The organism is Kitasatospora sp. NPDC087314, assembly GCF_044744365.1.
GTDB lineage: Bacteria > Actinomycetota > Actinomycetes > Streptomycetales > Streptomycetaceae > Kitasatospora.
This window is the reverse complement of the sequence record NZ_JBIUYE010000008.1, coordinates 72,883-98,491: the sequence shown is the minus strand read 5'-3', so window position 1 is coordinate 98,491 and position 25,609 is coordinate 72,883. Positions and strand designations below refer to the sequence as shown.

Here is a 25,609-nt window from a genome sequence, read left to right as displayed (position 1 = left end):
CAGCAGACCGATAGCCCCTGCGGGGTGCCGACAGGTTCTGCCGACCAGGGAGCCGCGATTCAGCCCGCTGGCCTGGACTTCCAATCGAAGCCGGAGTTTCGGAAGGCGTGGATCGAGCACCCGGCGTACTGGAGTGCGGCCCGAGTCGCTGCCTCTCGGGACATGGCCTTCCCGCCTTCGGTGAAGATGGCGCCCTCCACACGGTCGCCGATGGCCTCCCGGAGAACGACCGAGGCACTTTCCGGGATGCGCATCTCCGTCAGCCCAGTCTTCGAAATGCCAGCGGCGGACAACGTGGTGGCGGTCGCGTCCCGGACGTCGAGAGAAAGGAAGTCCGCAAGGTTGAACTTGACCTCCGCAAGCAGCACCCACAAGGCGCGGTGAGCGACAGGAATGGTCGAGTCCGAGAGCAGTTCGTCGAACCGCTGAGGGGTGATGGTGTCGATGTGCAAGGTCAGCTCCTCGGTCACGTTCCGTGATAGTTGGGGTGGGTCGGGGAGGCTGCCACCCACAGGTCCGCAGCGACGTCCAGCCCTGTTCGGCGCCCGCGAGGGAGCGGTGCGCCTGCGATACTTGTACAGCGGCCGAACGGCCGAGCAGCGAGGCAGTTGGCGGCGGCCAGAAGGCGGGCCGACTACCTCGCAGCACGGAATCGGCACACATGAGGCCGAGAAACGTGGAGAGGCTGCGAGAGTCACCGAGAGTGACTTTCGCAGGTCAGACGGCCTGTCAGTCACGTTTGTGCAGGTCAGCGGCTTGCCCGCCGAAAACTTGTAAAGCGGGGGTCGTCGGTTCGAACCCGACAGGGGGCTCACAGCACGAAGGGCCAGTTCGCCGGGGTGATCCCGGTCGATCTGGCCCTTCGGCGTTGTGGCTTGCTTGGGCTGCGCCTGGGTGAGTTAGAAGGTGAGGGTTGGGTCGGTGCTGAGGTATGTCTTGGCGTGAGGCCAGATGACGGTGCAGTTTTGGCTCGTTGCGAGGTTGAGGAGGTCCTCGCGCGGCTCGGACGGGACGAGGATTGCCTTGGCCGTGGCGACGGGGAGGAAGCGCGAGTAGTCGGCGAGTTGGCCGATGGCCATGCGGATGCTTTCGCGGGTAACGCTGCCCTTGGCTTCGACGAGGAGGTTCAGGGACTCCGCGTAGAGGTCGGTGAAGAGGGGGCGGGTCTCTCCCTCGGGGCGAATCTGGTGACGGTCGACCTTGTGCTTCCTGGTCTGCAGGTAGTCGGCGAAGGCGGTCAGCAGCTTTCCTTCCCTTCGCTCGGCTTCGTAGGGTTCGCGGTTCGGGTCGACGAACGCCTTCTCGGTCAGTTGCTGTTCGAGCGGGACGGTCTTGACCGGCTCGGCATTGGCCTTGAGGAAGACGCCGAGCTTGGTTGCGGGGGCTTGCGGTTTGGCGTCGATGGGGCGAAGCCGGAAGACGATGACCTTCCGCAGAGGGCCGTTGTTGGTTTCCGGGGCATCGGCTTCGTACCAGGGCTGGGTGTCGTCGACTTCGAACTCGCCGGCGTAGGTGACGGTTCCGCGGGCGCCCTCGAACACGCGGAGAGCGCGGTGCTCGGCCTTGTGGTTGAGGATGCTGGCGTTGCCGGAGAGCATCCGCTGGTCGCCGTACTGGCCCTCGCCGCTGTAGTGGAAGAGCCCGTCGATCCAGTCGTCGTAGTAGCCGTGCTTCGCGCCAGCCACCGGCTCGGTGAAGATCATCACGTTGGGGCTCTTGGCGGAGGGGCCGATGCCGCCCTGGGTCCGGCCTCCGAACTTGGAGTGGAGCTGCTTGCGTTCTATCTGGTCGCCGGGCTTGAGATCCCACTCGATGGCGGGCTCGGTCGTGGACATGCATCCCCCTGGTGGAGTCGACGGGTACTCAACCAGGAATGTAGTAGTACTACATGTAAATCGGATACCGAATTTCTGCATCTGATCCGCATGGTGCATGGGGAGGGTTGGAGAAGTCGTCCATCGCGGCTTCGCGACGAGGAGCTGTGGGGCGGGCCGGGCCGGTGGGGGTCAGTGGGGTGGGCGGAGCTGGCGCAGGGTCCAGCCGGGGGTGTGGGTGGTGAAGAGTTCGGCGGCGCGGCGGTAGGAGAGGCGGGCGCGGCCGGTGTGGGGGCAACGGTCGGTGGTGGGGGTGCCGGCGGGAGCGCGGCGGTCGGTGAGGAAGAGCGGGCCGGTGGTGCGGCCGGCGGTGAGCAGGGGGAGTAGGCGGGCGGTGCCGGCCTGCCAGTGGACGGTGGTGCGGCCGGGCCGGGGGAGGGTGCGGCGGCGGGGCAGGTCGAGGTCGTCGGTGTTCAGCGCGAGGACGGTTTCGATGGCGGCGCCGGACTCGTGGAGCAGGTGCCAGAGCGCCTGTTCGCGCAGGGGTGCGCGGAGGGCGAAGAGGGTGCGGAGGTCGTCGGGGGTCAGGGGGGCGGTGGCCGGTTCGGGCCGTGGGCGGGGGTGCAGGTCGGTGGTCGGGTCGCCGGCGAGCCAGTGTTGGACCCGCCACCAGGCCACGGCGGCGCGCAGGGTGGAGAGTTCGCGGTTGAGCGTGCGCGGGTCGGTGTCGGCGCTGCGGCGGTCGGCGGCGGCGCGCAGGCGGTGGGCGGCGTCCGGGTGGTCGAGCAGGGCGAGGGGGAGGACGGGCGGCCGGGCGCGCCGCCGTTCGGGGCCGGTGGGGGCGGGGCGGTCGGCGAGGGCCCAGGCCCAGGTGTTCAGGGCGATCCGATAGATCCGACGGGAGCCCTCGGCGAGCCCGGAGGCGGCCAGGTAGCGCTCGACGGCGACGGCGTACTCGACCGGGGGAAGCTCTGCCATGTCGGGACTCATTCCGCAGTAAACCAGCTGGGATCGGCCACCCAGAGAATACTCGCCAGGTGCAGTAAATAGCAGGTGAATGGCTATGGATGGAGGTGTTTACTGCGGCATTCGGCGCGATTGGAAATATTGAGGCCAAAAGGCTCAACTTTTCCCCGGAAGCCCTTGAACGCCACTCCTGGCCGGAGGCAGACTTGCCGCCCATGGCAGTGGACACCGAACGGATCCCGGCCCGCCGGAGGCGGCTGGGAGACCGGCTCGCCGTGCTGGGCGAGCGCGACTTCACATGGTTCTTCGTCGGCTACTCGACCTCCCTCCTCGGCTCCTCGATGGCGCCGGTGGCGGTGGCCTTCGCGGTGCTCGACGGCGGTGGCAGCGGGACCGATCTGGGGTGGGTGATGGCGGCCCGGATCCTGCCGGTGGTGCTGGTGCTGCTGGCCGGCGGGGTGATCGCGGACCGGTTCGGCAGCCGCCGGGTGATGCTGGGCTCGGACGTCGTGCGCGGGCTCGTCCAGGCGGTGTTCGCCGCGCTGCTGGTGGCCGGGCGGGCGCCGCTCTGGGCGATGGTCGTGCTGGTGGCCGTGTGGGGGCTCGGCGAAGGGCTGTTCCTGCCGGCCCTCGGGGCGATCGTGCCCGACCTGGTGGGCAGGAAGGAGCTCCTGGCGGATGCGAACTCGCTGCTGGGGCTGTCCCGTTCGGTGACCACGGTGGCCGGTCCCACGGTGGCCGGTCTGGTGACGGCGGCTCAGGGCCCGGCGGCGGTGCTGCTGGTCGACGCGGTGACGTACGGCGTCGGCGCGTTCGCCCTGGCCAGGCTCAGGCTGCCCGCGCGGGCGGCGAACGCGGACGGCGGTGCGGAGTCGATGCTCGCCGACCTGCGGGCGGGCTGGTCGGAGTTCGCCTCCCGGCCGTGGTTCTGGATCACCACGGCGCACATGGGGCTGTTCAACCTGCTGGTCTGGGCGCCCTTCCTGGTCCTCGGCCCGCTCACCGCGCGGCAGGAGCTCGGCGGCGCTCGCGCCTGGGGCTTGGTGATGGGTGTGTACGGCGTCGGTGCGGTGCTGGGCGGGCTGTTGATGCTCGGGCGCCGGCCCGGCCGACCGCTCGCGGTGGCCACCGTGGCCGCGCTGGGGTGGGCGCTGCCCTCCGGCGCGCTGGCGGCCGGTGCGCCGCTGCCGTGGGTGGTTGCCGGCGCGCTGGTGGCGGGCGGCGGTTCGGCGGTCTGCGGGACGCTGTTCAGCACGACGATGCAGCACTGGGTACCGCCGGAGGTGCTCGGCCGGGTCAACTCCTTCGGGGCGCTGGGCGCGTTCGTCCTGGGGCCGCTCGGGCTGGCGGCGGCCGGTCCGGTGGCCGGTCGGATCGGGGTGGAGAAGGTTCTGCTGCTCGGCGCGGTCTGGCAACTCGCCTCCTGCGCTGCGGTGTTGGCGGTCCCGGCGGTGCGGAACCGCCGCTGGGAGGGGGACGGTGGCCGGGAGGGCGAACATCACGGCGGGCGGGAGCGTTGACTGGACGGGCGGGCGCCGCAGGAAGGGCGAGCGCCCCAGGGAGGGGGACGTCCGCGGCGAGGCCCGCCCCCGACCCGCCCCGAACGGCTCCGGGGCGCACCCCCGGCCCCCGGTGCGGCCCACCGCGCACCGTCCCCGGCCGGCCCCGGAGCGTGGCCCGGCCCGGCCGCCGCACCCCCACAGCCCTGTGGCGGGCACGGCGGCCGGGCCGGTCGTACCGTGGAGGGTGCGGGGGTGGACGGAGGAGGTTGCCATGCCCGGTTCGCTCACCATCAGCCACCACGAGTCCGCGGTCACCCTGGACCACACGGACGCCGAGCGCCTCGCCACCGTACTGGCGGAGCTGGCGTACCTGCTGGAGATCCCGGGGCCGAACCGGATCAACGACGCGCAGCTCACCCTGCTGTGCGAGGGCCGGGCGCCGGACCGCGCCGAGCTGTCGCACTGGTCCCGGGCGCTCGCGACCGAGCTGAAGGGGCGGCTCTGACGGTCCCGGTGCCGGGCGAGGCCGACGAGGCGCCGCCCCGCCCGCCGTACGATGGCGCGCGGGGCGGACGGGTCGCGAACGCCCTGCGGGCGCCGGGGTGGTCGGCGGCCGGCCCGGCGGAGGGTGGGGGCCCGAGCGTGCCGCAGTCCTGGTCGATGTCCTGGCTGACCGTGGAGACACCGCTGCCCAGCGGCCCGATGCACATCGCCGTGACGCCGCTGGGCGTGGCGGCGGCCGGGTACGGCGGCCGGGACGGAGAGCTGCCGCCGTGCACCGACGCGTCGAAGATCGCCGCCGTCCGGGAGCGGATCGGCGCCTATCTGGCGGGCCGCAGCCACGAGTTGGGCCTGCCGATCGACTGGAGCCTGAGCTCCGGGCCGCACCGCACCGTGCTGCGCACGCTCTGGCAGGAGGTGCCGTACGGCCGGACCATCACCTACGGCGAACTGGCCGCCCGTAGCGGGGTGTTCGAGGACGTGGCCGAGCCCGGCCTGGCGGCGCGGACGGTCGGCCAGATGATGGCCGCCAACCCCGTTGCCCTGCTGGTGCCCTGCCACCGGGTGGTGGCGGCGGACGGGATCGGCGGCTTCGGCGGCGGCCGGGTGGGGATCGACGTGAAGCGCTGGCTGCTCACCCTGGAGGGGGTGCTGGAGCCGACCCTCGACTGGAACGGCCCGCTGTAGCGGCAGCCCGGGCGGGCGCTGCCGCCCGAGACCGGCCGTAGCGTCCCCGGCCATCGCTGCCACCCGAGACCGGCCGTAGCGCCCCCGGCTACCGCTGCCGCACCAGGGAGACCACGCTCGGCGCCCGGCGCGGCCGCACCGGCTGGATGCCCGAGACCAGCGTGTACTCGACGCCGTGCACGTCCGGCTCCACCCCCGTGGGCTCCGGCCGTTCACCGAGCGCCAGCCGTACCGCCTCCCAGGGCAGGTTGAGGCCGCACAGCCGCAGTTGGTGCAGCCCGGCGGCGGGCCGGGTGTTGACGTCGATCACCACCGGCCGCCCGGCCAGTTCGCGGAACTGGACGTTGGACAGGTACGCCATCCCGCCCGCCCGGACCAGCCGCCGGACCGGCTCCAGGTACCGCGCGTCGGTGGTGAAGCCCCGGCGCCGGCCCTCCTTGGTGCGGCCGACCACGGTGAGCGGGCGGCCGTCCCGGTCGGCGAGGCAGTCCACCGAGACCTCCGGCCCGTCCAGGTAGGGCATCACCAGCAGGTCGAGCGGGTCGATCCCGTCCTCCCCCGGACCCGGTCGGGCGGACAGGGCGGCGGCCACCTGCTCGACCTGGACCCGGTGGTCCCAGTCGCTCAGCCGCTGTGGCCCGTACGGCTCCCGGGTGAGCACCCGGAAGCCCGCTCCGCCCGCGCCGGTGGTGGGCTTGAGGCAGGCGGTGTGCCCGGCGGCCTCGATCCGGTCGACGGCGTCGAGCAGTTCGTCCGCGGTGCGGACCCGCCACCAGGGCGGGGTGGGCAGCCCGGCAGCGGCGATCGCGCGGTAGCCGTCGGCCTTGCTGGCGTACGTGGCGATCGCGGTGGCGGGGGGACAGAGCAGGGTGGTGCCGATCGCCTCGAACTCGGGCCTGGCGAGGGCGATGGCGAGTTGGTGGAGCTGCGGCAGGAAGACGGTTATGGAGTGCCGGGCGCAGTAGTCGAGCGCGTAGCCGACGTAGGCGTCGGCGGGCAGGTCGGCGGGTTCCAGGGTGCCGTGGTCGGCGGCGGCGAGCACCGGGGAGTCGGGGTCGGCGTGGGTCGCGTGGACCGTCACCGGGCGCGGGGCGGTGCGGAGTTGTTCGATGAAGAAGATGTTCTCGGCGTAGGTGCGGTTGAACCAGACGCGTGCGGGAGCTGTCAAGACTGCCTCCCCGGGCATGGAGTGACGGAAGGTCAGGATCCGGTCCGGCCGTGCTCGTCAACTGGCCTGGCGGCCCTGTGGGGTGGCACCTTAGCGGCCGGTTCCTCGGGCCCGAGTGGGAGGGGCGTCGCGCGCGAGGGTGTCCGGAGACGGCCTCGGAGGGGGCGTCGATGGGGGAGGATGGGAGGCGACGCTCCGATAAGTTCGATTAATCATTCGAACAAATATCGATCGGGTGATCCAGTCGTGCTATTTGATCGGTTATTCCGACCACTCGAATGAGTGATTGCGGCATACCGCCGAATGGGCCCACCATGAAGCTGCAACATGAATGTGCAAGGCGACACTTCATCGGGCATGCGAAGGGCTCCCCTTATGTCGACCGAAACCAATGCCGGTGTTCCCGCCCAGGGCGGGCAGCCCGATATCCGGCAGCAGCAGAGTCTGAGCACGGCGGGTGCGCGCAACCTCGCCACGACCACCAAGTCCGCGCCGCAGATGCAGGGCATCAGCCCGCGCTGGCTGCTCAGGATGCTGCCCTGGGTGCAGGTTTCCGGCGGTACCTACCGGGTCAACCGCCGCCTGCGCTACTCGGTCGGCCGAGGTCGGGTGAGCTTCGTCAAGACCGGTGCCGAGGTGCGGATCGTCCCGCCGACGCTCGCCGAGGTGCCGGTGCTGCGCGGCTTCCAGGACGAGGCCGTCCTGGAGGAGCTGGCCGGGCGCTTCGTGCAGCGGGAGTTCTCCGCCGGCGATGTGCTGGTCTCGGCCGGGACGGCGATCGACGAGGTCTTCGTCATCGCGCACGGCAAGCTCGACCGGATCGGCACCGGCAAGTACGGCGAGGAGACGGTGGTCGGCACCCTCGCCGACGGCGACCACCTCGGCGACGAGGCCCTCCAGCAGGAGGACGGTGCCTGGCCGTACACCGTCCGGGCCGCCACCTCCGGCACCGTGATGGCGCTCTCCTGGCCCGCCTTCCAGGAGCTCCACGACCGCTCCGAGGCACTGCAGCTCCAGGTCATCGAGTACCTGAACGGCTTCCAGCAGGCGCAGAACAAGCACGGCGAGGCCGCGATCGACCTCTCCGCCGGCCACCAGGGCGAGTACGAGCTGCCCGGCGCCTTCGTGGACTACGAGCTCAAGCCCCGCGAGTACGAGCTGAGCGTCGCGCAGACCATCCTCAAGGTGCACTCCCGCGTCGCCGACCTCTACAGCCAGCCGATGAACCAGACCGAGCACCAGCTCCGGCTGACCATCGAGGCGCTGCGCGAGCGTCAGGAGCACGAGCTCGTCAACAACCCCGAGTTCGGCCTGCTGGAGAACGCCGCGTACGACCAGCGGATCCAGACCCACTCCGGCCCGCCCACCCCGGACGACATGGACGAGCTGCTCAGCCGCCGCCGCAGCACCAAGATGTTCCTCGCCCACCCCAAGGCCATCGCCGCCTTCGGCCGGGAGTGCAGCAAGCGCGGCCTCGTCCCGGGCACGGTCGAGGTCGAGGGCAGGCACGTCACTGCCTGGCGCGGGGTGCCGGTCTTCCCGTGCAACAAGATCCCGGTCATCGGCGGGAGTACCACCTCGATCATCGCGATGCGCGTCGGCGAGGACAACCAGGGCGTCGTCGGCCTGCACCAGACCGGAATTCCGGACGAATACCAGCCGGGCCTTTCGGTGCGGTTCATGGGAATCGACGACAAGGCCATCATTTCCTACCTGGTCAGCGCCTACTACTCCGCCGCGATTCTGGTGCCGGACGCGGTCGGTGTCCTGGAGAACGTGGACGTCGCGCAGCGCTAGGGCCGGACGGTCGCGCAGCACCGGAGCCCGACAGCCGAGCAGCCACGCAGCACCAGAAAACCGGAAAGTCACCGGAACCCGACAGTCACCAGGACCGACCGGGCCGGTCGGAATCGAAGCCGCGCCGCCCGGCCGGGGAGCCCACACCCCGGCCGGGCGGCGTGCCGCGGCACGTCCGGAAGCCGGGCCGGCCATCCCACGGCCGGCACCTCACACCAGGCCGCCTCACGGCAGGCCGACAGGGGGAGAAGACCCATGACGAGTCCCACGCTGGAGCGGGATCACAAAGAGGGGCACGAGGCGGCGGACGTCCTCGCCCGGGCCCGCACTCTGGTCGACCCGGTCCTGCGGGCCGCCGTCGACTCGCTGCCGGGCGCGATGCGCAAGGTCGCCGGCTACCACTTCGGCTGGTGGGAGGCGGACGGCTCGCCCGCCGAGGCGCCCTCCGGCAAGGCGATCCGGCCGGCCATGGTCCTCGCCGCCACCCAGGCGCTCGGCGGTACGCCCGCCACGGCCACCGCCGCGGCCGCCGCCGTCGAGCTGGTGCACAACTTCACCCTGCTCCACGACGACGTCATCGACCGGGACGAGACGCGCCGCCACCGGCCCACCGCCTGGCGGGTGTTCGGCACCACCGAGGCCATCCTGGCCGGGGACGCCATGCACTCGCTGGCGCTGCGCCTGCTCGCCGAGGACGCCCACCCGGCCGCCCGGAGCTCCGTGCGCCGGCTCACCGACTGCGTGGTCGAGCTGTGCGAGGGCCAGCAGATCGACTGCGCCTTCGAGCAGCGCAGCGACGTCTCGCTCGCCGAGTGCCTGGCGATGGCGGAGGCGAAGACCGGCGCCCTGCTCGGTGCCGCCTGCGCGATGGGCGCCATGTACGGGGGCGGGTCGGAGGAGGCCGCGCAGGCGATGGACGGCTTCGGCCGGGAGATCGGGCTGGCGTTCCAGCTGATCGACGACCTGATCGGGATCTGGGGTGATCCGGCGGTGACCGGTAAGCCGGTGGGTGCGGACCTGGTCGCCCGGAAGAAGTCGCTGCCGGTGGTCGCGGCGCTGGGCTCCGGCACCCCGGAGGGGGACCGGCTCGCCGCGCTGTACGCCCTCGAACGCCCGCTCAGCCCGGAGGAGTTGGTGCACTGCGCGGCGGCCGTCGAGGGTGCCGGTGGGCGCGGCTGGGCACAGGGCGAGTCCTGCGAGCGGATGGCCGCGGCGATGGCGCAGCTGGCCACGGCCGTTCCGGAGCCGTCCGCGGCCGACGAACTGCTGGCGCTCGCCGAGCTGGTGACCCGCCGCACCCACTGACCGGATTCGTCGGGAGTGGGAAGTCGGCCGGCCCGACTTCCCACTCCTCAGGCGTCCGCCCCGCATCTGCGGCCACTCCCCAGGCGCCCGCCCCGCACCTGCGGTCGGGCCTCACCCGTGCCCGCCACCGGCCCTCAGCCGAACGCGGCCAACAGTCGCTGCTCCTTGGTCGGTTCGATGCCCTGCCGCACCTGGGCCTCCTTGCGTCCCTTCCTCCCCTCGGCGTCGGTGTCCTCGGCCGGGCCGCGGGTGCGCAGCCACTCCCAGGTGTCCCGCGCGGTCTCGGCGAACGGGCGGCAGCGCAGCCCGGCCGCCTCGGCCCGGGTGGTGTCGGCGAGCCAGACGCCCGCCATCTCGGGCAGGTCCGGTGCCCAGAGCGGGAGTTCGGTCCACGGGTCGACCTTGTCCGGCCCGTCGGCGAGCAGCGGCGCGTCCTCGACCCAGGCCAGCCGGGTGTCCGCGGCGCCGGCGATCTCCCGGCAGGTCTCCAGCCACTCCCCGAAGGTGAGCCGTCCGGGCAACGCCGTGGTGATGTAGCGGCCCGCCGTCCGGGCGGTCAGCAGGTCGAGCCCGAAGGCGGCGAAGTCCCGGACGTCGATCACCTGCATGGTCCGCTCCGGGTCGCCCGGGGCCAGCACCTTCCCGCCGCGGGCCATCCGCTCCAGCCACCAGGGCAGCCGGCCGCCGTTCTCGTACGGTCCGATGAGCAGCCCGCTGTTGAGGACCAGCGACCGCTCGGCGCCGAAACCCTCCAGCACCGCGCGCTCGCAGCCGGCCTTGAGGTGGCTGCCGAGCGGCTGGTCGGGCGGGGTGTCGGCGGGGCAGGGGTGCAGCGGCGAGTCCTCGGTGACGGTCCGGGCGGGCCAGTCGGTGAAGGCGTGCACGGAGGAGACGAGGGTGTAGTGGTGGGCGCGTTCGCGCAGCAGCCGGGCGGAGATCGCGGCCTGGGCGGGCTGTTGGGCGGAGGTGTCGACGACGGCGTCCCAGGTGCGGCCGTCGACCAGCCGGGCGAGGTCGTCGGCGCAGTCGCGGTCGCCCCGGACGGCCTCGACGCCGGCCAGGTCGTCGGCGCTGCGGCCGCGGTTGAAGGTGGTCACCTCGTGGCCTCGGGCGAGCGCCTCGGAGGCGTAGGCCCGTCCGAGGAAGGACGAGCCGCCGAGCAGAAGGATCTTCATACCGGTCACCCTCTCCCGGTCGCCCCGGTCGCATGCCCGGATTCGCGCTGAGCAGAGCGGGCGCCCGGGTACCGGCGGCAGCGCCCGGCGTCCTGGCCGACGCCCCGCGCACCGGCCGGCCCGACCCCGGCTCCCGGACGGTGGACCACCCGACATGCTGACCAGCCCCACCCCGCATAGCATCCCCTATGTACTGGTATGTCCTGGATTCCGGTGCGCTCCGGCGCCGCCGGCCTTCCGTGCACTGGGGAGAGCGACGAGCATGGCCAACCCGGCACTCGTGGACCCGGCCACCATCCGCGCGACCACCGCCGAGGCCTGGATCCGCGGCTACCCGATCCTGCAGAACTACCGCACCCTGTACGCACAGGCGCTGGACGACGCGGACCCGGGGTACGTCGGCGGCTTCGGCGTCTTCCGCCACCACCCGCCGCCGCCCAGCCCGGCCGCCGCCGGCACCCCCACCCCCACCCCCGGCACCCCCACCCCCGGCATGGCCACCGCCGAGAGCGACACCGCGTACTCCCGGGCCTGGCTCGACCTGCGCACCGAGCCGTGGGTGCTGTCCGTCCCGGCCATGGACCGCCCCTACGTCCTCCCGCTGCACGAACTCGACACCGTGTACGCCGGGTTCGTCGGCACCCGGACCACCGGCCGGGAGGCCGGCGACCACCTGGTGGCAGGCCCGGACTGGCGCGGCGAGGCCCCGCCCGGCGTCCGGGGCGTGATCCGCACCGCCACCCGACTGGTCGGCATCCTCGGCCGCACCTGCCTCGCCGACCGCAGCCCGGCGGACGTCGCCGACCTGAAGACCGCCCAGCAGCAGTACCGGCTGCGCCCGCTGCACGAGTACGCCGGCACCCCGGCGCCCGACCCCGCACCGGAGCCGGTCTGGCCGGTCTGGCGAGCCGAGGTGCTGGACACCGTCGAGTTCCTCGGCTTCCTCGACTTCCTGTTCGGCTTCTTCCCGCTCCGCGGGGCCGTCGAGCTGCCGCCCGCCGAGATCGACCTGCGCGGCCGCCTCACCGACCTCGGCATCGACGGGCGCGGCGAGTTCGAGCCCGCCACGCTGCCGATCGAGGTCCGCGCCGAGATCGAGCGCGGCATCGCCGACGGCCGCGCGCGGCTGGAGCGGGCTGCCGCCGGACCGGGCGCCCCGGCCGGGTTCTGGGGCACCCGTGAGCAGATCGGCGCGGACTTCCTCAGCCAGGCCCTGGGCGCGCGGCTGGGCCTCTACGCGCTGCCCACCGAGGAGTCCCGGTACGGCGGTTCGGCGGCGGACGGCACGAACGGCCCGGACAGCGGGGGTACCACAGGCAGCGCGGACCACACGGAGCCCGCGACGACCGGACGAAGGACACCCCGATGAACCAGCCCGAGCTGGAGGCCCTGGCCGCCGACGCCTACGTCTACGGCTACCCGCTCGTCGCCGGCCTCACCATGGTCGAGCGCTTCGCCCGGGGCGGCCTGGGCACCCTGCCGGCGGCGTCGTTCAACCACTTCAGCCACGCCACCCGGTTGGCCGGGCCCAAGGACCACTTCGTCTCGGTCAACAACGACACCATCTACTCGATCGCCCAGCTCGACCTCTCCGAGGGCCCGCAGGTGCTGCGGGTCCCGGACACCGCCGGGGCCTACTACGTGCTGCAGGTCGTCGGCGCCTGGACGGACAACGTCGCCTACATCGGCAGCCGCGCCACCGGCACCGGTGAGCAGACCTGGCTGATCGTCCCGCCCGGCTGGCACGGCACCCCGCCCGACCCGACCCGGGTGATCGAGGCGCCGTCCAGGGTGGCCACCATCGTCGGCCGCTTCGCCTGCAACGGCCCGGACGACCTCCCCCGGGTCAAAACCCTCCAGAAGCGCCTCACCCTGGAGCCGCTGGAGCCCGGCGGGCTGGTCGCCGGACTGCCCGAGCCCGACCCCGAGGTGCCCGAGCGGCTGGCCTTCTTCGAACGGCTACGGGTCTGGATGCAGGCCTTCCCGCCGGCCGGCCCGGACGTCGAGTACCAGCAGCGCTTCGCCCCGCTCGGCCTGCTCGACGAGGGCATCTCGCCGTACCGCGCGACCGCCGCCGACTGGACCCTCACGCTGGCCAAGGGCCTGGCCGCCGGCCGCGAACGGGTCGAGGACGCCACCCGCCCGCCCGAGGAGCACCCGCCCGGCGAGTGGCGCTCGGCGCTCCACCTGTTCGACTACAACATCGACCACCTGGGCCCCGGCACCCTGGACGACCCCGAGTGGCGCATCCCCGACCGCCGCGCCGGCTACCTCAGCCGGGCCGGCGCCGCCCGGGCCGGCCTCTGGGGCAACCACGCGTACGAGGCCTCGTACGCGACGACCTACGACGACTCCGACGGCCGTCCGCTCACCGGCGCGCACAGCTACACGCTGCGGTTCGACCAGCCGCCGCCGGTCGAGGCGTTCTGGTCCGTCACGATGTACGCGCTGCCGGACTACTACCTGGTGGACAACCCGATCGGGCGCTACTCGATCGGCGACCGGACCCCGGGCCTGGTGTACGGCGAGGACGGCTCGCTCACGCTGACGCTCCAGCACGAGCAGCCCGAGGACGCGGTGGCGGCGGCCAACTGGCTGCCCACGCCGGTCGGCGAGTTCCGGCCGATCATCCGGCTCTACCACCCGAAGCCGGCCGTGCTGGACGGCAGTTACCGGGTGCCGCCGATCGATCGGAGCTGACCGCCGCCCGGCGCCCACCAGCGCCACCCGCTCAGTGCGCCGCCGGGGACGCGGTGCCCGTCGGGACGGCCGTGGCGGTGCCCGAGGGCGGCGGCGAGGACGGGTGCGCGGACGCCGACGAGGACGGCGACGGTGATGCCGACGACGACGGCCCGGCGGACGAGGACGAGGGCGACCCCGACGGCGTCGCCGTGCCCGTGCCCGACGGGTGCGGCGTACCACTCGGCGTCGGACCCGCCGTGGCCGTCGCCGGGCCCGACGCCGTGGCCGTCGGCGACGCGCCCGACGTGCCCGGGTCGGCGGGGGAGGAGGCCGACCCGCCCCGGTTGTGCGGGCCGCCCTCCAGGGTGACCACCGCCTGCGAGGGCGGCAGCGCGATCCGCGCCGTCCAGTGCGTCGTGGGTGCGAGGTCCTCGTCCACGGTGACGATCACGGTGATCCGCTGGCCCGGCGCGAGGGTGCCGCAGTCGCGGCTGAGCCGCAGCCAGCCGGCGTCCGTCGCGGCGCGCCAACGGATCTCGGTGGTACCGGAGTTGGTGAGGGTGAGGACGGTCCGGCTGCCGTACTCGGCGGCCTCGACGGTGAGCAGCCCGGCCGGAGCCGGGTCGGCGACGCCCGGGCCGGCCCCGGGCGCGGAGGCCCGCCCGACCGTGGGGGCCGGGGCGGCGACCAGGGTCGGACTGCTGATCGGGGTCGCGCCCCGGGCCGGCACCGGCACCACCGGCCCCAGGATGGCCAGTCGAGGAAAACCGGGAAGCAACGTTTCTGCACCGGCCTCCTCGGCACTCACCGCCCCCGCACCCGCCAGCTCCATCCCCGGCATCCCCGGCGCCCCCGACAGCCCCGTGCCCGCCGGGGCACCCGCCGCCGGCCGCCGGCCGTCCGGCTGTCCGGCCTCCTCCACCCGCACCGTGGACACCGCGGCCGTCGCCCCCGACCCGTCGCCCCGGTGCCCCGCCCACAGCGCGACCACCGGCGCCGCCAGGACGGCCGCGAGCACCCCGGTGGTCACCATCCGCCGCCGCACCGCCAGGGCCCGGCCCGCGTCCGGAGCCCGGTGCCGGGGGAAGCCGCTCTGGTCGAACCGCAGCCCCGGCTCGGCCGCCGGCACCGCCCCCGCCCGCCGCACCGCCCCGACCGCCGACGGCGGGTATGTCACCGACCCCGCGTCCGAGGCCGCCGCGGAGGACGCCACGGAGGGCACCGCGGCGGACGCCACAGAGGACGCCGCGGCCGGGGCGGGAGCCGCCAGCAGCGGCAGCCCGGACACCCCCGCCGAGCCCTCCGCCGCCTCGCCGGCCACCCGCTCCGCCGTCCCCCGGCAGGTCGGGCAGTCCACCACGTGCTGCACCAGTTCCCGGCGCAGCGCCGGGCCCAGCACCCAGTCCCGCCAGGACTCCGTTCCGGCCCCGCCGAGCCGGTCCAGTTCCGGGCAGCTGCCCACGCCGAGCACCAGCAGGGCCGCCCTGGTCCGGGCGACCTCCGCCTCGGCGGCGCCGAGCAGCGCCCGGGTCCGCTCGAACGGCAGGCCCAGCACCGCCGCCACCTCGTGCGGGGTCAGCCGGTGCCGGACGGACAGTTCCAGCGCCTCGCGCTGCTCCGGATCGGTGCCGGCCGCCTCCGGCCAGGCGAGCGAGGCCAGCTCGCGCCGCCGCCGGGCCGTCTCGGCCTCGGTCGGCTCCGCCGTGGTCTCCCGCCCGGCGCCGTCCGAGAGCCGCCGCAGGCAGCAGTACCGGGCCAGCGAGAACAGCCAGGCCCGGACCAGCCCGGGCTCGGCCAGCCGGGCGCCGTGCTGCCGCGCCAGCTCGCGGACCTCGCGCAGGGCGCCGGCGGCCGCGTCGTGCTCGCACAGCACCGAGAGACAGTAGGTGAACAGGCCGTCCACCTGCCGGTCGTACGCCGCGAGCACGGCGGCCGGTGGCCCTTCAGTACGCGTTGTCACCCGTCCGACGGTAGAGACGGCGGGCGGCGCACCCCAGCCCTTCGCCGCGTATGTACTTCTTTCGGGTAACAACATCGTCCATCTGTGTGGACGTCGCCGGCGTCCGGCCCGTCCGGCCTTGTCGGACCCAGGCGCTACGGTGGGCCGCATGGCTGCCCGTTCCAAGACCACCGCCAAGCCGCGCCCGGCGTACCGCTGCACCGAGTGCGGCAACCAACTGCCCAAGTGGGTCGGCCGCTGCCCGGAGTGCAACGCCTGGGGCACCGTCGAGGAGTACGGCGCGGTGCCGGTCCGGACGACCGCCGCGGGCCCGGTCAGCGCGCCCGCGCGCCCGATCGCCCAGGTGGACGGCCAGGTCGCGACGGCCCGTTCGACGGGCGTGCCGGAGCTGGACCGGGTGCTCGGGGGCGGGCTGGTCCCCGGCGCGGTGGTCCTGCTGGCCGGCGAGCCCGGCGTCGGCAAGTCCACCCTGCTGCTGGACGTCGCGGCCAAGGCGGCCAGCGAGCGGCACCGCACGCTCTACGTCACCGGCGAGGAGTCGGCCGGTCAGGTCCGGCTGCGCGCCGACCGGATCAACGCCCTCTCCGAGCACCTCTACCTCGCCGCCGAGTCCGACCTCGGCGCCGTGCTCGGGCACGTCGAGGCGGTCAACCCCGGCCTGCTGATCCTGGACTCGGTGCAGACCATCGCCTCCGCCGAGCTGGACGGCGCCCCCGGCGGCCCGGCCCAGGTCCGCGAGGTGGCGGCCGCGCTGATCCGGGCCTCCAAGGAGCGCGGGATGGCGACGCTGCTGGTCGGCCACGTCACCAAGGACGGCCAGATCGCCGGCCCGCGCCTGCTGGAGCACCTGGTGGACGTGGTGCTCAGCTTCGAGGGGGACCGGCACGCCCGGCTGCGGCTCATCCGCGGGGTCAAGAACCGCTACGGCGCCACCGACGAGGTCGGCTGCTTCGAACTGCACGACGAGGGCATCGTCGGCCTGGCCGATCCGTCCGGCCTCTTCCTGACCAGGCGCGACAAGCCCGTCCCCGGCACCTGCCTCACCGTCACCCTGGAGGGCAAGCGGCCGCTGGTGGCGGAGGTGCAGGCGCTGATGGTGGATTCGCAGATCCCGTCCCCGCGGCGCACCACCTCGGGCCTGGAGTCGCCCCGGATCGCGATGATCCTGGCCGTGGTCGAGCGGCACGGCGGGGTGAAGCTCGGCAAGCAGGACATCTACACCGCGACGGTGGGCGGGGTGAAGCTGAGCGAGCCGTCCGCCGATCTCGCGGTCGCGCTCGCGGTGGCCAGCTCCTCCTCGGACACCCCGCTGCCCAGCAACCTGGTGGCGATCGGCGAGGTCGGCCTGGCGGGCGAGGTACGGCGGGTGACGGGGGTGCAGCGGCGGCTCGCCGAGGCGCACCGGCTGGGCTTCACCCACGCCCTCGTGCCGCCGGATCCGGGCAAGGTGCCGCCGGGCATGAAGGTGGTCGAGGTGGCCGACATCGGCGAGGCACTGCGGGCCATCCCGGGTCGTCGCCGGGCCGCCGCCAAGCCGCGTGCTGAGGCACCGTCGGCGCCGCCGGCCCCGCGCGCGGCCCGGGTCATCGCGCACCCGGAGGAGCTGATGGAGGGCTGGGAGCCGCTCGACTCCGACGAACTGCGCTGACCCAAGCCCTGTCGATGCCGCACGCAGTTAGACTTTCCCCAGTCTCATTGGCCAGAAGGCAGTACCGAGCGGTACTGAGCGACAGAGCAACAGACCGCGGACCGGCGCACGGCGCGAGGCGCGCGGCACGGGGTCGACCGGAGGAGTCACGTGGCAGCCAGCGACCGGGGGGCGGACAAGGCCTCCCGTGAGGAGGCCCTGCTGCGGGCCTCCCTCAGTGCCATCGCGCCCGGCACGGGGCTGCGCGACGGCCTGGAGCGGGTGCTCCGGGCCAACACCGGCGGCCTGATCGTGCTCGGTTTCGACAAGACCGTCGAGTCGATCTGCACCGGCGGTTTCGTCCTGGACGTCGAGTTCACCGCGACCCGGCTGCGCGAGCTGTGCAAGCTCGACGGCGCGGTGGTGCTGGACAAGGACATCACCAAGATCGTCCGGGCCGGCGTGCACCTGATGCCGGACTCGACCATCCCCACCGACGAGACCGGCACCCGCCACCGCACCGCCGAGCGGGTCAACCGGCAGACCGGTTTCCCGGTGGTGGCGGTCTCGCACTCGATGCGGCTGATCGCGATGTACGTCAACGGCACCCGCCGGGTGCTGGAGGACTCGACCACCGTCCTGTCCCGCGCCAACCAGGCGCTGGCCACCCTGGAGCGCTACAAGCTGCGCCTGGACGAGGTGGCCGGCACGCTGTCCGCGCTGGAGATCGAGGACCTGGTGACGGTCCGGGACGTCACCGCCGTGGCCCAGCGGCTGGAGATGGTCCGGCTGATCGCCACCGAGATCGCCGGCTACGTGCTGGAGCTCGGCATCGACGGCCGACTGCTCTCGCTCCAGCTGGACGAGCTGATCGCGGGCGTGGAACCGGAGCGCGAACTGGTCGCCCGGGACTACTTCCCGGAGCGGGCCGCCAAGAAGGGCCGGACGGTCAACGAGGTGCTGGCCGACCTGGAGGCGCTCACCCACGCCGAGCTGCTGGACCTTCAGACGGTCGCCAAGGCGCTCGGCTACTCGGGCTCCCCGGAGTCGCTGGACTCCGCGGTCTCGCCGCGCGGCTACCGGCTGCTGGCGAAGATCCCGCGCCTGCCCAACACGGTGATAGAGCGCCTGGTCGAGCACTTCGGGGGCCTGCAGAAGCTGCTCGCCGCCAGCATCGACGATCTGCAGACGGTCGAGGGCGTCGGTGAGACCCGGGCCCGCTCGGTCCGCGAGGGCCTGTCCCGCCTTGCCGAATCGTCCATCCTGGAGCGCTACGTCTGATCCGACGCGCCACCGCGACGGCCCCCGGCGAGTGGTGGCGGTTTCTAGCGGTCGTTGCAACACGTGGTCGGTTGTTCAGACCGCGAGCAGTTTATGCAGGCGCTCGGCTGGGGTTTCCCAGCCGAGCGTTTTGCGTGGGCGGCCGTTGAGTTCGGCGGCTACGGCGACGAGGTGTTCGGAGCTGTGGGCGGACAGGTCTGTGCCCTTCGGGAAGTACTGCCGCGGCAGGCCGTTCGTGTTCTCGTTCGAGCCGCGCTGCCAGGGGCTGGCGGGGTCGCAGAAGTAGACCGGGACGCCGGTGGCGACGGTGAACGAGCCGTGCGCGGCCATCTCGCTGCCCTGGTCCCAGGTAAGGGACCGTTCGAGGTGGCCGGGCAGGGTCCGCACGGTTGCCACGAGGGCGTCGCGCACGTGCTCGGCGGTGCGGCCGTTCGGCAGGTGCAGGAGCATCACGTAGCGGGTCGCGCGTTCGACCAGCGTGCCGATCGCCGAGGCGCCGTCCTTGCCGGTGATCAGGTCTCCCTCCCAATGACCGGGCACCGCCCGGTCCTCGGCCTCGGCAGGGCGCTCGCTGATCATCACCATCGGGTCGATGAAACGCGGCCGGCGCGCGGTCGCCTGCCGGTGGGGGACGCGGCGGGCCCGGCCGGTTCGCAGGGCGCCGGCCAGCTCGCGGCGGAGCTCCCCGCGCCCTTGGACATAGAGGGCCTGGTAGACCGTCTCGTGGACCACGTGTATCTCCGGCCGTTCGGGAAAGGTGTCCCGCAGAGCCTGGCAGATCTGCTCCGGACTCCACTTCCGGTCCAGGTGGTTCTGGATGAAGTCCCGCAGCTCGGGGTTCTGGCCGATCTTGCCGGGCTCGGGGCGCGGCCGGCGCCCGTCGGCTCGGGCCTGGGCCGCGAACGGCCGGTACTGGCCGTTCGCGGGATGCCGGTTGCGCCGCATCTCGCGGCTGATGCTGGACGGGCTGCGGCCGAGCTCGGCGGCGATCGCGCGGATCGTGGCCTTCTCCCGTAGGCGGTCCGCGATGTGGATCCGGTCGGCCTCGCGCAGGTACCGGGGAGCCCGGACGGGGGCGCCGCCCGCCGGACGGGCGGCGCCCCCGTGGTCCTGCCTGTGGGGTTGCGGCCGTTACGCCACCGCTTGCCGGTCCGGGAGTTGATCCCGACGATCCGGCAGGCTTCCGTACTGCTCAGACCCTGGTCCATGAGCCGGAAGTATTCCTCCCGCTCACGGACCAGTTTCCGTCGTCCCCGCCCGGTCCGGTCCTTGCGGATCTCGAAGTCCATCGCACCCCTTGAACCGGGGTGTTGCAACGATCCCTAGAACCCAAGACGCTCCCCGGGGGCCGTCGCGCATCCCGGGCGGGTCCGGAAGACGCCGAAGCCCCCGACCGCAGCGCGGTCGGAGGCTTCGAAGCGGGTTGAGGAGGGCTCAGCTCTCCAGGCGGATCGAGGAGCGCGCCGAGACCTGGCCGCCGGAGAGGCCGGTGAGGTCGGCGACCACCAGGTAGGTGCCCGCCGCGGGGGGCGTCGGGTCGGCGGTGGCGCACTGCGGCTTGCTGCGGCTGCGGTCCCAGGTGAAGGTCTCGGTCAGCCCGTTGTTGGCCGGGATCTGCACCCAGCTGCTGCCGCGGTCGGCCGGGCAGTCGCCGGAGGACCAGACCCGGTCGCCGTTGCTGGCGGTCACGGTGATCGCCGAGGCCGTCCGGCCCAGGTCCACCCGGCAGTTGGCGCCGGAGGCGTTCTTCACGGTGAGCGAGAGCCGCGGCTTGTCCTTGGGCTGGTACGAGTTCTGCGCGCTGGCCAGTTCCAGGGTGACCTGGGAGGAGGCGCAGACCGGAAGCGCCATCACCTCGGGCGTGTTCACCACCGGGGCGCCGCCGGAACCGCCGGAACCACCCGCGCCGCCCGAACCGCCGGCCGCCGCGCCGTTGCCCGTGCCACCGCCGGTGGCGGGAGCCGGGTTGGGGGCGCCGCCGGTGCCGCCGGTGCTGAGGCTGACCTCGCCGCCGCCGGATCCGGCCACCGGGCCTCCGCCGGTGCCGCCGCTGCCTCCGCCGGGGCGCGCCGCGGGGCCGCTCGGGGACGCGCCGGGCGTGATGGACTGGGCGGGGGTCGGGGGCTGGGACTGGGGCGGAACGGCCTGCGCGGCCTTGCCTTGTGAGCCGCCGTCACCGCCTCCGCCCTGATCGGTCATCAGCCAGGCGATCAGGGCGACGACCGCCGCGACGGCGGCGAGCACGACGACGCGCCGACGCCAGTAGATCGAGGCCGGCAGCGGTCCCACGGGTTGACGCAGAGAGGGCACGCCCAAACTCTACGAGACTGTGTGTGCTCCATGACTCACCAACACCGCACAGTCGCCCCTTCCTTCACATGATCCGCCATTTGCGCCGTTCGAGGGAGTCCCGAAACGGTGATTCCGGCAGATCCGCCGGCCGGTTCGCGGGCCGATCCGCCGGAGGATCCGCCGGAATATCCGGAGTATGATCCTCCGATTTGGCCGGGTCCATCGGCATGGGAGGATCGAAGGGCCATGGCTGCCATCACCGTCACCCCCGCCCCCGTCTCCCCGGCAGGCGCCGCGCCGGACGCCGTCCGGCCGCCGATGCCCCTGCCGCTGCTGCACGCGACCGTCCTCGACTGGTACGAGGCCGGAAAGCGCGACCTCCCCTGGCGAACGCCCGAGGCCACGCCCTGGGCGATCATGGTGAGCGAGTTCATGCTCCAGCAGACCCCGGTGAAGCGGGTGCTGCCCGCCTGGGAGGCATGGCTGACCCGCTGGCCCACCCCGGCCGACCTCGCGGCCGACGCGCCCGGCGAGGCGGTCCGGATGTGGGGCCGGCTCGGTTACCCGCGCCGTGCGCTGCGGCTGCACGCCGCCGCGGTGGCGATCACCGCGGACCACGGCGGCGAGGTGCCGGACGACCACGCCACCCTGCTGTCACTGCCCGGGGTGGGGGAGTACACGGCCGCCGCCGTCGCCTCCTTCGCCTTCCGCCAGCGGCACGTGGTGCTGGACACCAACGTCCGCCGGGTGTTCGCCCGCGCGGTGTCCGGCGTCGAGTACCCGGCCCAGGCCACCACCGCCGCCGAGCGCCGGACGGCGACCGCGCTGCTGCCCGACGACGCCGAGACCGCGGCCACCTGGGCGGTCGGCGTGATGGAGCTGGGCGCGCTGGTCTGCACCGCGCGCGGTCCGGAGTGCGGGGACTGCCCGCTGTTCGCCCACTGCGCCTGGCAGCGGGCCGGCCGCCCGCCGTACGAGGGCCCGGCCCGGCGCGGCCAGTCCTACGAGGGGACGGACCGTCAGGTGCGCGGCAAGCTGCTCGCGGTGCTGCGGGAGGCGCACGACCCGGTGCCGCAGGCCCGGCTGGACGCGGTCTGGCCGGACGCGGTGCAGCGGGCCCGGGCACTGGACGGCCTGGTCGCGGACGGCCTGGTGGAGCCCGTCGAACAGGGCGTCTACCGGCTGCCCCAGTAGCCGGACCGGCCCCGGCGGCCGGACCGCCCCGGTGGCCGCACTGCCCCGATAGCCGGCGACGGTACGACGAAGGCGCCCCCGGAAGCGGTCTTCCGGGGGCGCCGTACGTCAGCGGAAGCGCCGGGTCAGACGGCCGCCGCCTCCAGCGAGGCCTCGGCCGACTTGTCCGCCTTGCCCGCGCCAGCACCGCGCAGCGGCACCTCGCGCATGAACACCGCCGCGGCGATCGCGACCACGGCCACGCCCGCGCCCCACAGGAACACGGTGTGCATGCCGTTGGACACCGCGTGGTGGTAGGCGTCCTGGATGTTCTCGGGGAGCTTGCGCAGGTCGGCCGGGCTCATCTGGCCCGGGTCCTTCATGCCGCCGCCGCCCGCCGCCGCGTGGTCGCCGAGCCGCTCCTTCATGGTGTCGGTGACCCGGTTGTTGAACAGGGCGCCGAACAGCGCGACACCGAAGGAACCGCCGATGGTGCGGAACAGGGTGGCGGTCGAGCTGGCCACGCCCATGTCCTTGAGCTCGACGCTGTTCTGCGCGACCAGCATGGTGATCTGAATCAGGAAGCCCATGCCGGCGCCGAGCACGACCATCCAGCAGGCGGAGGTGAAGCTGCTGGTCGTGGTGCCCATGGTGGAGAGCAGCACCATGCCGACGGTCATCACGATGGTGCCGATGATCGGGAAGATCCGGTACTTGCCGGTCTTGGTGACGGCCTGGCCGACCACCAGCGAGACGACCAGCATGCCGAACATCATCGGCATCAGCAGCAGGCCGGAGTTGGTGGCCGAGGCGCCCTGGACGATCTGCTGGTAGAGCGGCAGGAACACGGTCGCGCCGAACATCACGAAGCCGACGATGAAGCCGATCACCGCGACCAGGGTGAAGTTCAGGTTCTTGAACAGGCTCAGCGGCAGCATCGGCTCCTGCACCCGCTGCTCGACGTAGCAGAAGGCGATCAGCGTCGCGGCGGCGAGCGCGGCGAGGCCCAGGATCTGCTTGGAGCCCCAGTCGTACTGCTGGCCGCCCCAGGTGGTGATCAGGACGAGCGAGGTGATGCCGGTGGTGAGCAGGATGGCGCCCAGGTAGTCGATCCGGGCCTTGTTGTGGACCTTCGGCAGCTTCAGGGTGACGACGACCACGGCGAGCGCGATCACGCCGAGCGGCAGGTTGATGTAGAAGGTCCAGTGCCAGCTCAGGTGGTCGGTGATGAAGCCGCCGACCAGCGGGCCACCGATGGTGGCGAGCGCCATGACCGCGGCGAACATGCCCTGGTACTTGCCGCGGTCGCGCGGCGGGACCAGCGCGCCCATGATCGACATGACGCCGACCATCAGGCCGCCGGCGCCCAGGCCCTGGAGGGCGCGGAAGCCGATCAGCTCGTTCATGTTCTGCGACAGGCCGGACAGCGCCGAGCCCACCAGGAAGATCACGATCGAGGTGAGGAAGGTGCCCTTGCGGCCGTAGAGGTCGCCGAGCTTGCCCCAGATCGGGGTGGAGGCGGCGGTGGCCAGGGTGTACGAGGTGACCACCCAGGACAGGTGCTCGGCGCCGCCGAGGTCGCCGACGATGGTCGGCATCGCGGTGCCGACGATCAGGTTGTCGAGCATGGCCAGCAGCATGGTGACGACCAGGCCGACCATGACGAGGCGGATCTCGCGGGGTGACCGCGGCTGCTCCTCCTCGGCTGTCTTCTCCTCCGGTACCGGGCCGGTGGTCTTTGACTCTGACATGAGGTGGTGTCTCCCGGAGGGGTGTTTCGGACGGGCGGAAGCCGCGCGATGATTCACTTACTTGTCGCCCGGCTAGTTTGCGGACCGTCGGCACGGTAAGTTGTTTCCTAGCCGGTCGTCAAGCCAGTTTCCCGCCCGGCTGCCTGGGCAGGGAGAATGGGCCCGGGGCGGACGCCACCGGGGTCCGCAGCAGTCACCGACGCAGTCATGAGGCAGGCCATGGGCACTCCGCACAGCCCCCGCAGCGACACGCGGGCTCGCATCATCGAGGTGTCCCTGGAGCTCTTCTCCGAGCAGGGCTACGAGCAGACCTCGCTGCGGGAGATCGCCGACCGCCTCGGTGTCACCAAGGCCGCGCTCTACTACCACTTCAAGACCAAGGACGACATCGTCCTGGGCATCGTCGAGCGGATGGCCGCGCCGATCGACGAGACCATCGAGTGGGGCCGGCAGCGGTCCTGGAGCCCCGGCATGCGCGACGAGCTGATCCGCCGCTTCGCGGACGGGATGGCCGAGCGGGCCCCGCTGCTGCGCTTCTTCCACGAGAACCAGCCCGCGCTGCGCGACTCCCCGGCCGGGCTGGCGTTCCGGAACCGCATGCTCACGATGATCCAGCTGGTGCACGGGCCGGAGGCGGACTTCCGGGAGCGGCTGCGCGCCACGATGGCGCTGTTCACCGTCCACTCGGCGATGTTCCTGCTCAAGCAGGACACCTCGGGCTGCGGCCACGGCGACAGCGTCTGGGGCGAGCCGCTGCAGGCGGCCACCCTGGAGGAGGCGATCGGGGCGGCCCGGGAGGTCGCGCTGGAGATCGGCGGCCGGATCAGCCACCCGGCCCCCGCCCACTCCTGAGCGGACGGGCTCAGAAGTCGGTGACGCCGTGCCCCGCGAGGTACGCGATCGGGTTGACCACCGCGCCGTAGCGGTTGCTGGTGCGGATCTCGAAGTGCAGGTGGGGCCCGGTCGAGTTGCCGGTGCTCCCGGACCGCCCGATCTGCTCGCCCGCCGACACCCGGTCGCCCTCCGAGACGCCGAGCGAGGACAGGTGCGCGTACTGCGCGTAGTGCCCGTCCGCCAGCCGCAGCACCACCTCCTTGCCGTACGAGCCGTCCCAGCCGGCCGACACCACGGTCGAGTTCCCGACCGCCAGCAGCGGCGTGCCCGGGCCGACCGCGAAGTCCACCCCGGTGTGGTACCCGGCCGCGTACTCGGAGTTGGGCACCCCGTACGGATTGCTGGTCGGCGCGTCCGGCACCGGGGCCGACCACTCGGGCGCCGGCGCGGGTGCGGGTGCGGGGGCCGGCTCGGCCTCGGGCTCCGGCGCGGGGGCCCCGGGCGGCGCGGCGGCGGTCGGCGGCTCGACCGGCAGCAGGTTGGCGGCCACCGCCACGAACTCCTGCGCCGAGTCGCCGTCGTTCGGGAGCCGGTACGGGCTCGGCCCCGCGACCTGGACCATCCCCGGGCTGGGCACGGCGGCCTGCGGCGCGGTGAAGGCCGAACTGCCGGGGGTGGTGGGCCGGACGGTCTGCGCCGAGGCGCTGCCCGGCGCGGCCACCAGCAGGGCGCCGGCGAGCAGCGCCGCAGCCGCTCCGGCGGAGACCACCGCGCGGTCGCGCTCGGCCTGCGGCCGGCCACCGGGCAGCGGGTGCCGGGGCGTGGCGAGCACACGCAGCGGCGCGGCGTGGGTGCGGACGGCATGGCCGAGCCGGGGCTGCCAGGCCGCCGCCCGGGCCGCCGTACGGGCGGCGAGTCGGTGCAGGGCCGACCTCGCGGGCGGGACAGGGGACATCGGTAGCCGTACCTCACGGTCGTACGAGGGCAGCACGAAGGGCCCGTTCGGGCGCGTGCTGAGCGGGGGACCACTCAGGTGTAACCGTCACCGAGCGGACGCCCAAACGGTGTGACCTACTACGGCGTGTAGTCAGCGT

20 protein-coding genes and 1 pseudogene are annotated in these 25,609 nt (G+C 73.2%); 11 read left to right on the top strand and 10 right to left on the bottom strand.

The window, feature by feature from the left end:
- Positions 1-59: 59 nt before the first annotated feature.
- The 3 genes from ACIO5E_RS18950 to ACIO5E_RS18940 all read right to left on the bottom strand — a co-directional run bounded on the left by ACIO5E_RS18950 (position 60) and on the right by ACIO5E_RS18940 (position 2,792).
- Positions 60-470 carry a hypothetical protein gene (locus ACIO5E_RS18950; RefSeq protein WP_400668976.1) on the bottom strand — a complete coding sequence of 137 codons (411 nt, stop codon included), beginning with the start codon at positions 468-470 and terminating at the stop codon, positions 60-62.
- Positions 471-899: 429 nt separating this feature from the next.
- Positions 900-1,835, bottom strand: coding sequence for a restriction endonuclease (locus ACIO5E_RS18945; RefSeq protein ID WP_400668973.1), 936 nt, complete (start codon positions 1,833-1,835; stop codon positions 900-902).
- Between the two features lie 171 nt (positions 1,836-2,006).
- Entirely contained in the window at positions 2,007-2,792 is a 786-nt protein-coding gene (locus ACIO5E_RS18940) for a hypothetical protein (protein WP_400668970.1), read from the bottom strand.
- Positions 2,793-2,995: 203 nt separating this feature from the next.
- On the opposite strand from ACIO5E_RS18940, the gene ACIO5E_RS18935 reads away from it, so the two are divergent.
- From ACIO5E_RS18935 to ACIO5E_RS18925, 3 genes are all read left to right on the top strand, one after another.
- A complete protein-coding gene (locus ACIO5E_RS18935; protein WP_400668967.1) occupies positions 2,996-4,300 on the top strand; it encodes an MFS transporter in 1,305 nt (434 codons plus the stop codon).
- Between the two features lie 253 nt (positions 4,301-4,553).
- Positions 4,554-4,787, top strand: a complete 234-nt coding sequence (locus ACIO5E_RS18930; RefSeq protein WP_400668964.1) for a hypothetical protein — start codon at positions 4,554-4,556, stop codon at positions 4,785-4,787.
- Between the two features lie 137 nt (positions 4,788-4,924).
- Entirely contained in the window at positions 4,925-5,470 is a 546-nt protein-coding gene (locus ACIO5E_RS18925; protein WP_400668961.1) for a methylated-DNA--[protein]-cysteine S-methyltransferase, read from the top strand.
- Positions 5,471-5,558: 88 nt separating this feature from the next.
- Here the strand turns inward: ACIO5E_RS18925 and ACIO5E_RS18920 are convergent, their stop codons facing one another.
- Positions 5,559-6,638, bottom strand: coding sequence for an ATP-grasp domain-containing protein (locus tag ACIO5E_RS18920; RefSeq protein WP_400668958.1), 1,080 nt, complete (start codon positions 6,636-6,638; stop codon positions 5,559-5,561).
- Between the two features lie 375 nt (positions 6,639-7,013).
- Between ACIO5E_RS18920 and ACIO5E_RS18915 the strand changes: the two genes are divergently transcribed.
- A complete protein-coding gene (locus tag ACIO5E_RS18915; RefSeq protein ID WP_400668955.1) occupies positions 7,014-8,435 on the top strand; it encodes a family 2B encapsulin nanocompartment shell protein in 1,422 nt (473 codons plus the stop codon).
- A 255-nt stretch (positions 8,436-8,690) separates the two neighbouring features.
- Positions 8,691-9,740: a family 2 encapsulin nanocompartment cargo protein polyprenyl transferase gene (locus ACIO5E_RS18910; RefSeq protein ID WP_400668952.1), complete on the top strand. Its 1,050-nt coding sequence runs from the start codon at positions 8,691-8,693 to the stop codon at positions 9,738-9,740.
- 134 nt (positions 9,741-9,874) lie between these two features.
- On the opposite strand, the gene ACIO5E_RS18905 is transcribed toward ACIO5E_RS18910, so the two are convergent.
- Complete coding sequence (locus tag ACIO5E_RS18905; RefSeq protein WP_400668949.1) at positions 9,875-10,915, bottom strand: NAD-dependent epimerase/dehydratase family protein; 1,041 nt, start codon at positions 10,913-10,915, stop codon at positions 9,875-9,877.
- 262 nt (positions 10,916-11,177) lie between these two features.
- Between ACIO5E_RS18905 and ACIO5E_RS18900 the strand changes: the two genes are divergently transcribed.
- The gene (locus ACIO5E_RS18900) at positions 11,178-12,284 is read left to right on the top strand and encodes a DUF1254 domain-containing protein (protein ID WP_400668946.1); all 1,107 of its coding nucleotides are present in this window, start codon (positions 11,178-11,180) and stop codon (positions 12,282-12,284) included.
- Positions 12,281-13,615 carry a DUF1254 domain-containing protein gene (locus ACIO5E_RS18895; RefSeq protein ID WP_400668943.1) on the top strand — a complete coding sequence of 445 codons (1,335 nt, stop codon included), beginning with the start codon at positions 12,281-12,283 and terminating at the stop codon, positions 13,613-13,615. Before ACIO5E_RS18900 ends, ACIO5E_RS18895 begins: the two co-directional genes overlap by 4 nt.
- Before the next feature lie 31 nt (positions 13,616-13,646).
- Here the strand turns inward: ACIO5E_RS18895 and ACIO5E_RS18890 are convergent, their stop codons facing one another.
- The gene (locus ACIO5E_RS18890; RefSeq protein ID WP_400668940.1) at positions 13,647-15,557 is read right to left on the bottom strand and encodes a sigma-70 family RNA polymerase sigma factor; all 1,911 of its coding nucleotides are present in this window, start codon (positions 15,555-15,557) and stop codon (positions 13,647-13,649) included.
- 148 nt (positions 15,558-15,705) lie between these two features.
- On the opposite strand from ACIO5E_RS18890, the gene radA reads away from it, so the two are divergent.
- Positions 15,706-17,205, top strand: coding sequence for a DNA repair protein RadA (gene radA, locus ACIO5E_RS18885; protein WP_400668937.1), 1,500 nt, complete (start codon positions 15,706-15,708; stop codon positions 17,203-17,205).
- A gap of 201 nt (positions 17,206-17,406) precedes the next feature.
- Positions 17,407-18,465 carry a DNA integrity scanning diadenylate cyclase DisA gene (gene disA, locus ACIO5E_RS18880; RefSeq protein ID WP_063351299.1) on the top strand — a complete coding sequence of 353 codons (1,059 nt, stop codon included), beginning with the start codon at positions 17,407-17,409 and terminating at the stop codon, positions 18,463-18,465.
- Between the two features lie 75 nt (positions 18,466-18,540).
- On the opposite strand, the pseudogene ACIO5E_RS18875 reads toward disA, so the two are convergent.
- Positions 18,541-19,661: pseudogene (locus ACIO5E_RS18875) on the bottom strand (IS30 family transposase).
- 238 nt (positions 19,662-19,899) lie between these two features.
- On the bottom strand, positions 19,900-20,775 hold the full coding sequence (locus ACIO5E_RS18870) for a hypothetical protein (protein WP_400668934.1): 876 nt from the start codon (positions 20,773-20,775) through the stop codon (positions 19,900-19,902).
- A 300-nt stretch (positions 20,776-21,075) separates the two neighbouring features.
- Between ACIO5E_RS18870 and ACIO5E_RS18865 the strand changes: the two genes are divergently transcribed.
- Positions 21,076-21,951 carry an A/G-specific adenine glycosylase gene (locus ACIO5E_RS18865; RefSeq protein WP_280675803.1) on the top strand — a complete coding sequence of 292 codons (876 nt, stop codon included), beginning with the start codon at positions 21,076-21,078 and terminating at the stop codon, positions 21,949-21,951.
- A 125-nt stretch (positions 21,952-22,076) separates the two neighbouring features.
- Here the strand turns inward: ACIO5E_RS18865 and ACIO5E_RS18860 are convergent, their stop codons facing one another.
- The gene (locus ACIO5E_RS18860; protein ID WP_400668931.1) at positions 22,077-23,681 is read right to left on the bottom strand and encodes an MDR family MFS transporter; all 1,605 of its coding nucleotides are present in this window, start codon (positions 23,679-23,681) and stop codon (positions 22,077-22,079) included.
- 219 nt (positions 23,682-23,900) lie between these two features.
- Between ACIO5E_RS18860 and ACIO5E_RS18855 the strand changes: the two genes are divergently transcribed.
- Positions 23,901-24,533: a TetR/AcrR family transcriptional regulator gene (locus ACIO5E_RS18855; RefSeq protein ID WP_400668929.1), complete on the top strand. Its 633-nt coding sequence runs from the start codon at positions 23,901-23,903 to the stop codon at positions 24,531-24,533.
- A gap of 10 nt (positions 24,534-24,543) precedes the next feature.
- On the opposite strand, the gene ACIO5E_RS18850 is transcribed toward ACIO5E_RS18855, so the two are convergent.
- Positions 24,544-25,470, bottom strand: coding sequence for a M23 family metallopeptidase (locus tag ACIO5E_RS18850; protein WP_400668926.1), 927 nt, complete (start codon positions 25,468-25,470; stop codon positions 24,544-24,546).
- Positions 25,471-25,609 lie beyond the last annotated feature (139 nt).

Bases quoted from the DNA above. Each gene is read 5' to 3' on its own strand.
- ACIO5E_RS18900 (WP_400668946.1), top strand. From the start codon at position 11,178: ATGGCCAACCCGGCACTCGTGGACCCGGCCACCATCCGCGCGACCACC.
- ACIO5E_RS18865 (WP_280675803.1), top strand. From the start codon at position 21,076: ATGCCCCTGCCGCTGCTGCACGCGACCGTCCTCGACTGGTACGAGGCC.
- ACIO5E_RS18895 (WP_400668943.1), top strand. From the start codon at position 12,281: ATGAACCAGCCCGAGCTGGAGGCCCTGGCCGCCGACGCCTACGTCTAC.
- ACIO5E_RS18860 (WP_400668931.1), bottom strand. From the start codon at position 23,681: ATGTCAGAGTCAAAGACCACCGGCCCGGTACCGGAGGAGAAGACAGCC.
- ACIO5E_RS18855 (WP_400668929.1), top strand. From the start codon at position 23,901: ATGGGCACTCCGCACAGCCCCCGCAGCGACACGCGGGCTCGCATCATC.
- ACIO5E_RS18915 (WP_400668955.1), top strand. From the start codon at position 7,014: ATGTCGACCGAAACCAATGCCGGTGTTCCCGCCCAGGGCGGGCAGCCC.
- ACIO5E_RS18940 (WP_400668970.1), bottom strand. From the start codon at position 2,792: ATGGCAGAGCTTCCCCCGGTCGAGTACGCCGTCGCCGTCGAGCGCTAC.
- ACIO5E_RS18910 (WP_400668952.1), top strand. From the start codon at position 8,691: ATGACGAGTCCCACGCTGGAGCGGGATCACAAAGAGGGGCACGAGGCG.
- ACIO5E_RS18945 (WP_400668973.1), bottom strand. From the start codon at position 1,835: ATGTCCACGACCGAGCCCGCCATCGAGTGGGATCTCAAGCCCGGCGAC.
- ACIO5E_RS18850 (WP_400668926.1), bottom strand. From the start codon at position 25,470: ATGTCCCCTGTCCCGCCCGCGAGGTCGGCCCTGCACCGACTCGCCGCC.
- radA (WP_400668937.1), top strand. From the start codon at position 15,706: ATGGCTGCCCGTTCCAAGACCACCGCCAAGCCGCGCCCGGCGTACCGC.
- ACIO5E_RS18935 (WP_400668967.1), top strand. From the start codon at position 2,996: ATGGCAGTGGACACCGAACGGATCCCGGCCCGCCGGAGGCGGCTGGGA.
- ACIO5E_RS18930 (WP_400668964.1), top strand. From the start codon at position 4,554: ATGCCCGGTTCGCTCACCATCAGCCACCACGAGTCCGCGGTCACCCTG.
- ACIO5E_RS18905 (WP_400668949.1), bottom strand. From the start codon at position 10,915: ATGAAGATCCTTCTGCTCGGCGGCTCGTCCTTCCTCGGACGGGCCTAC.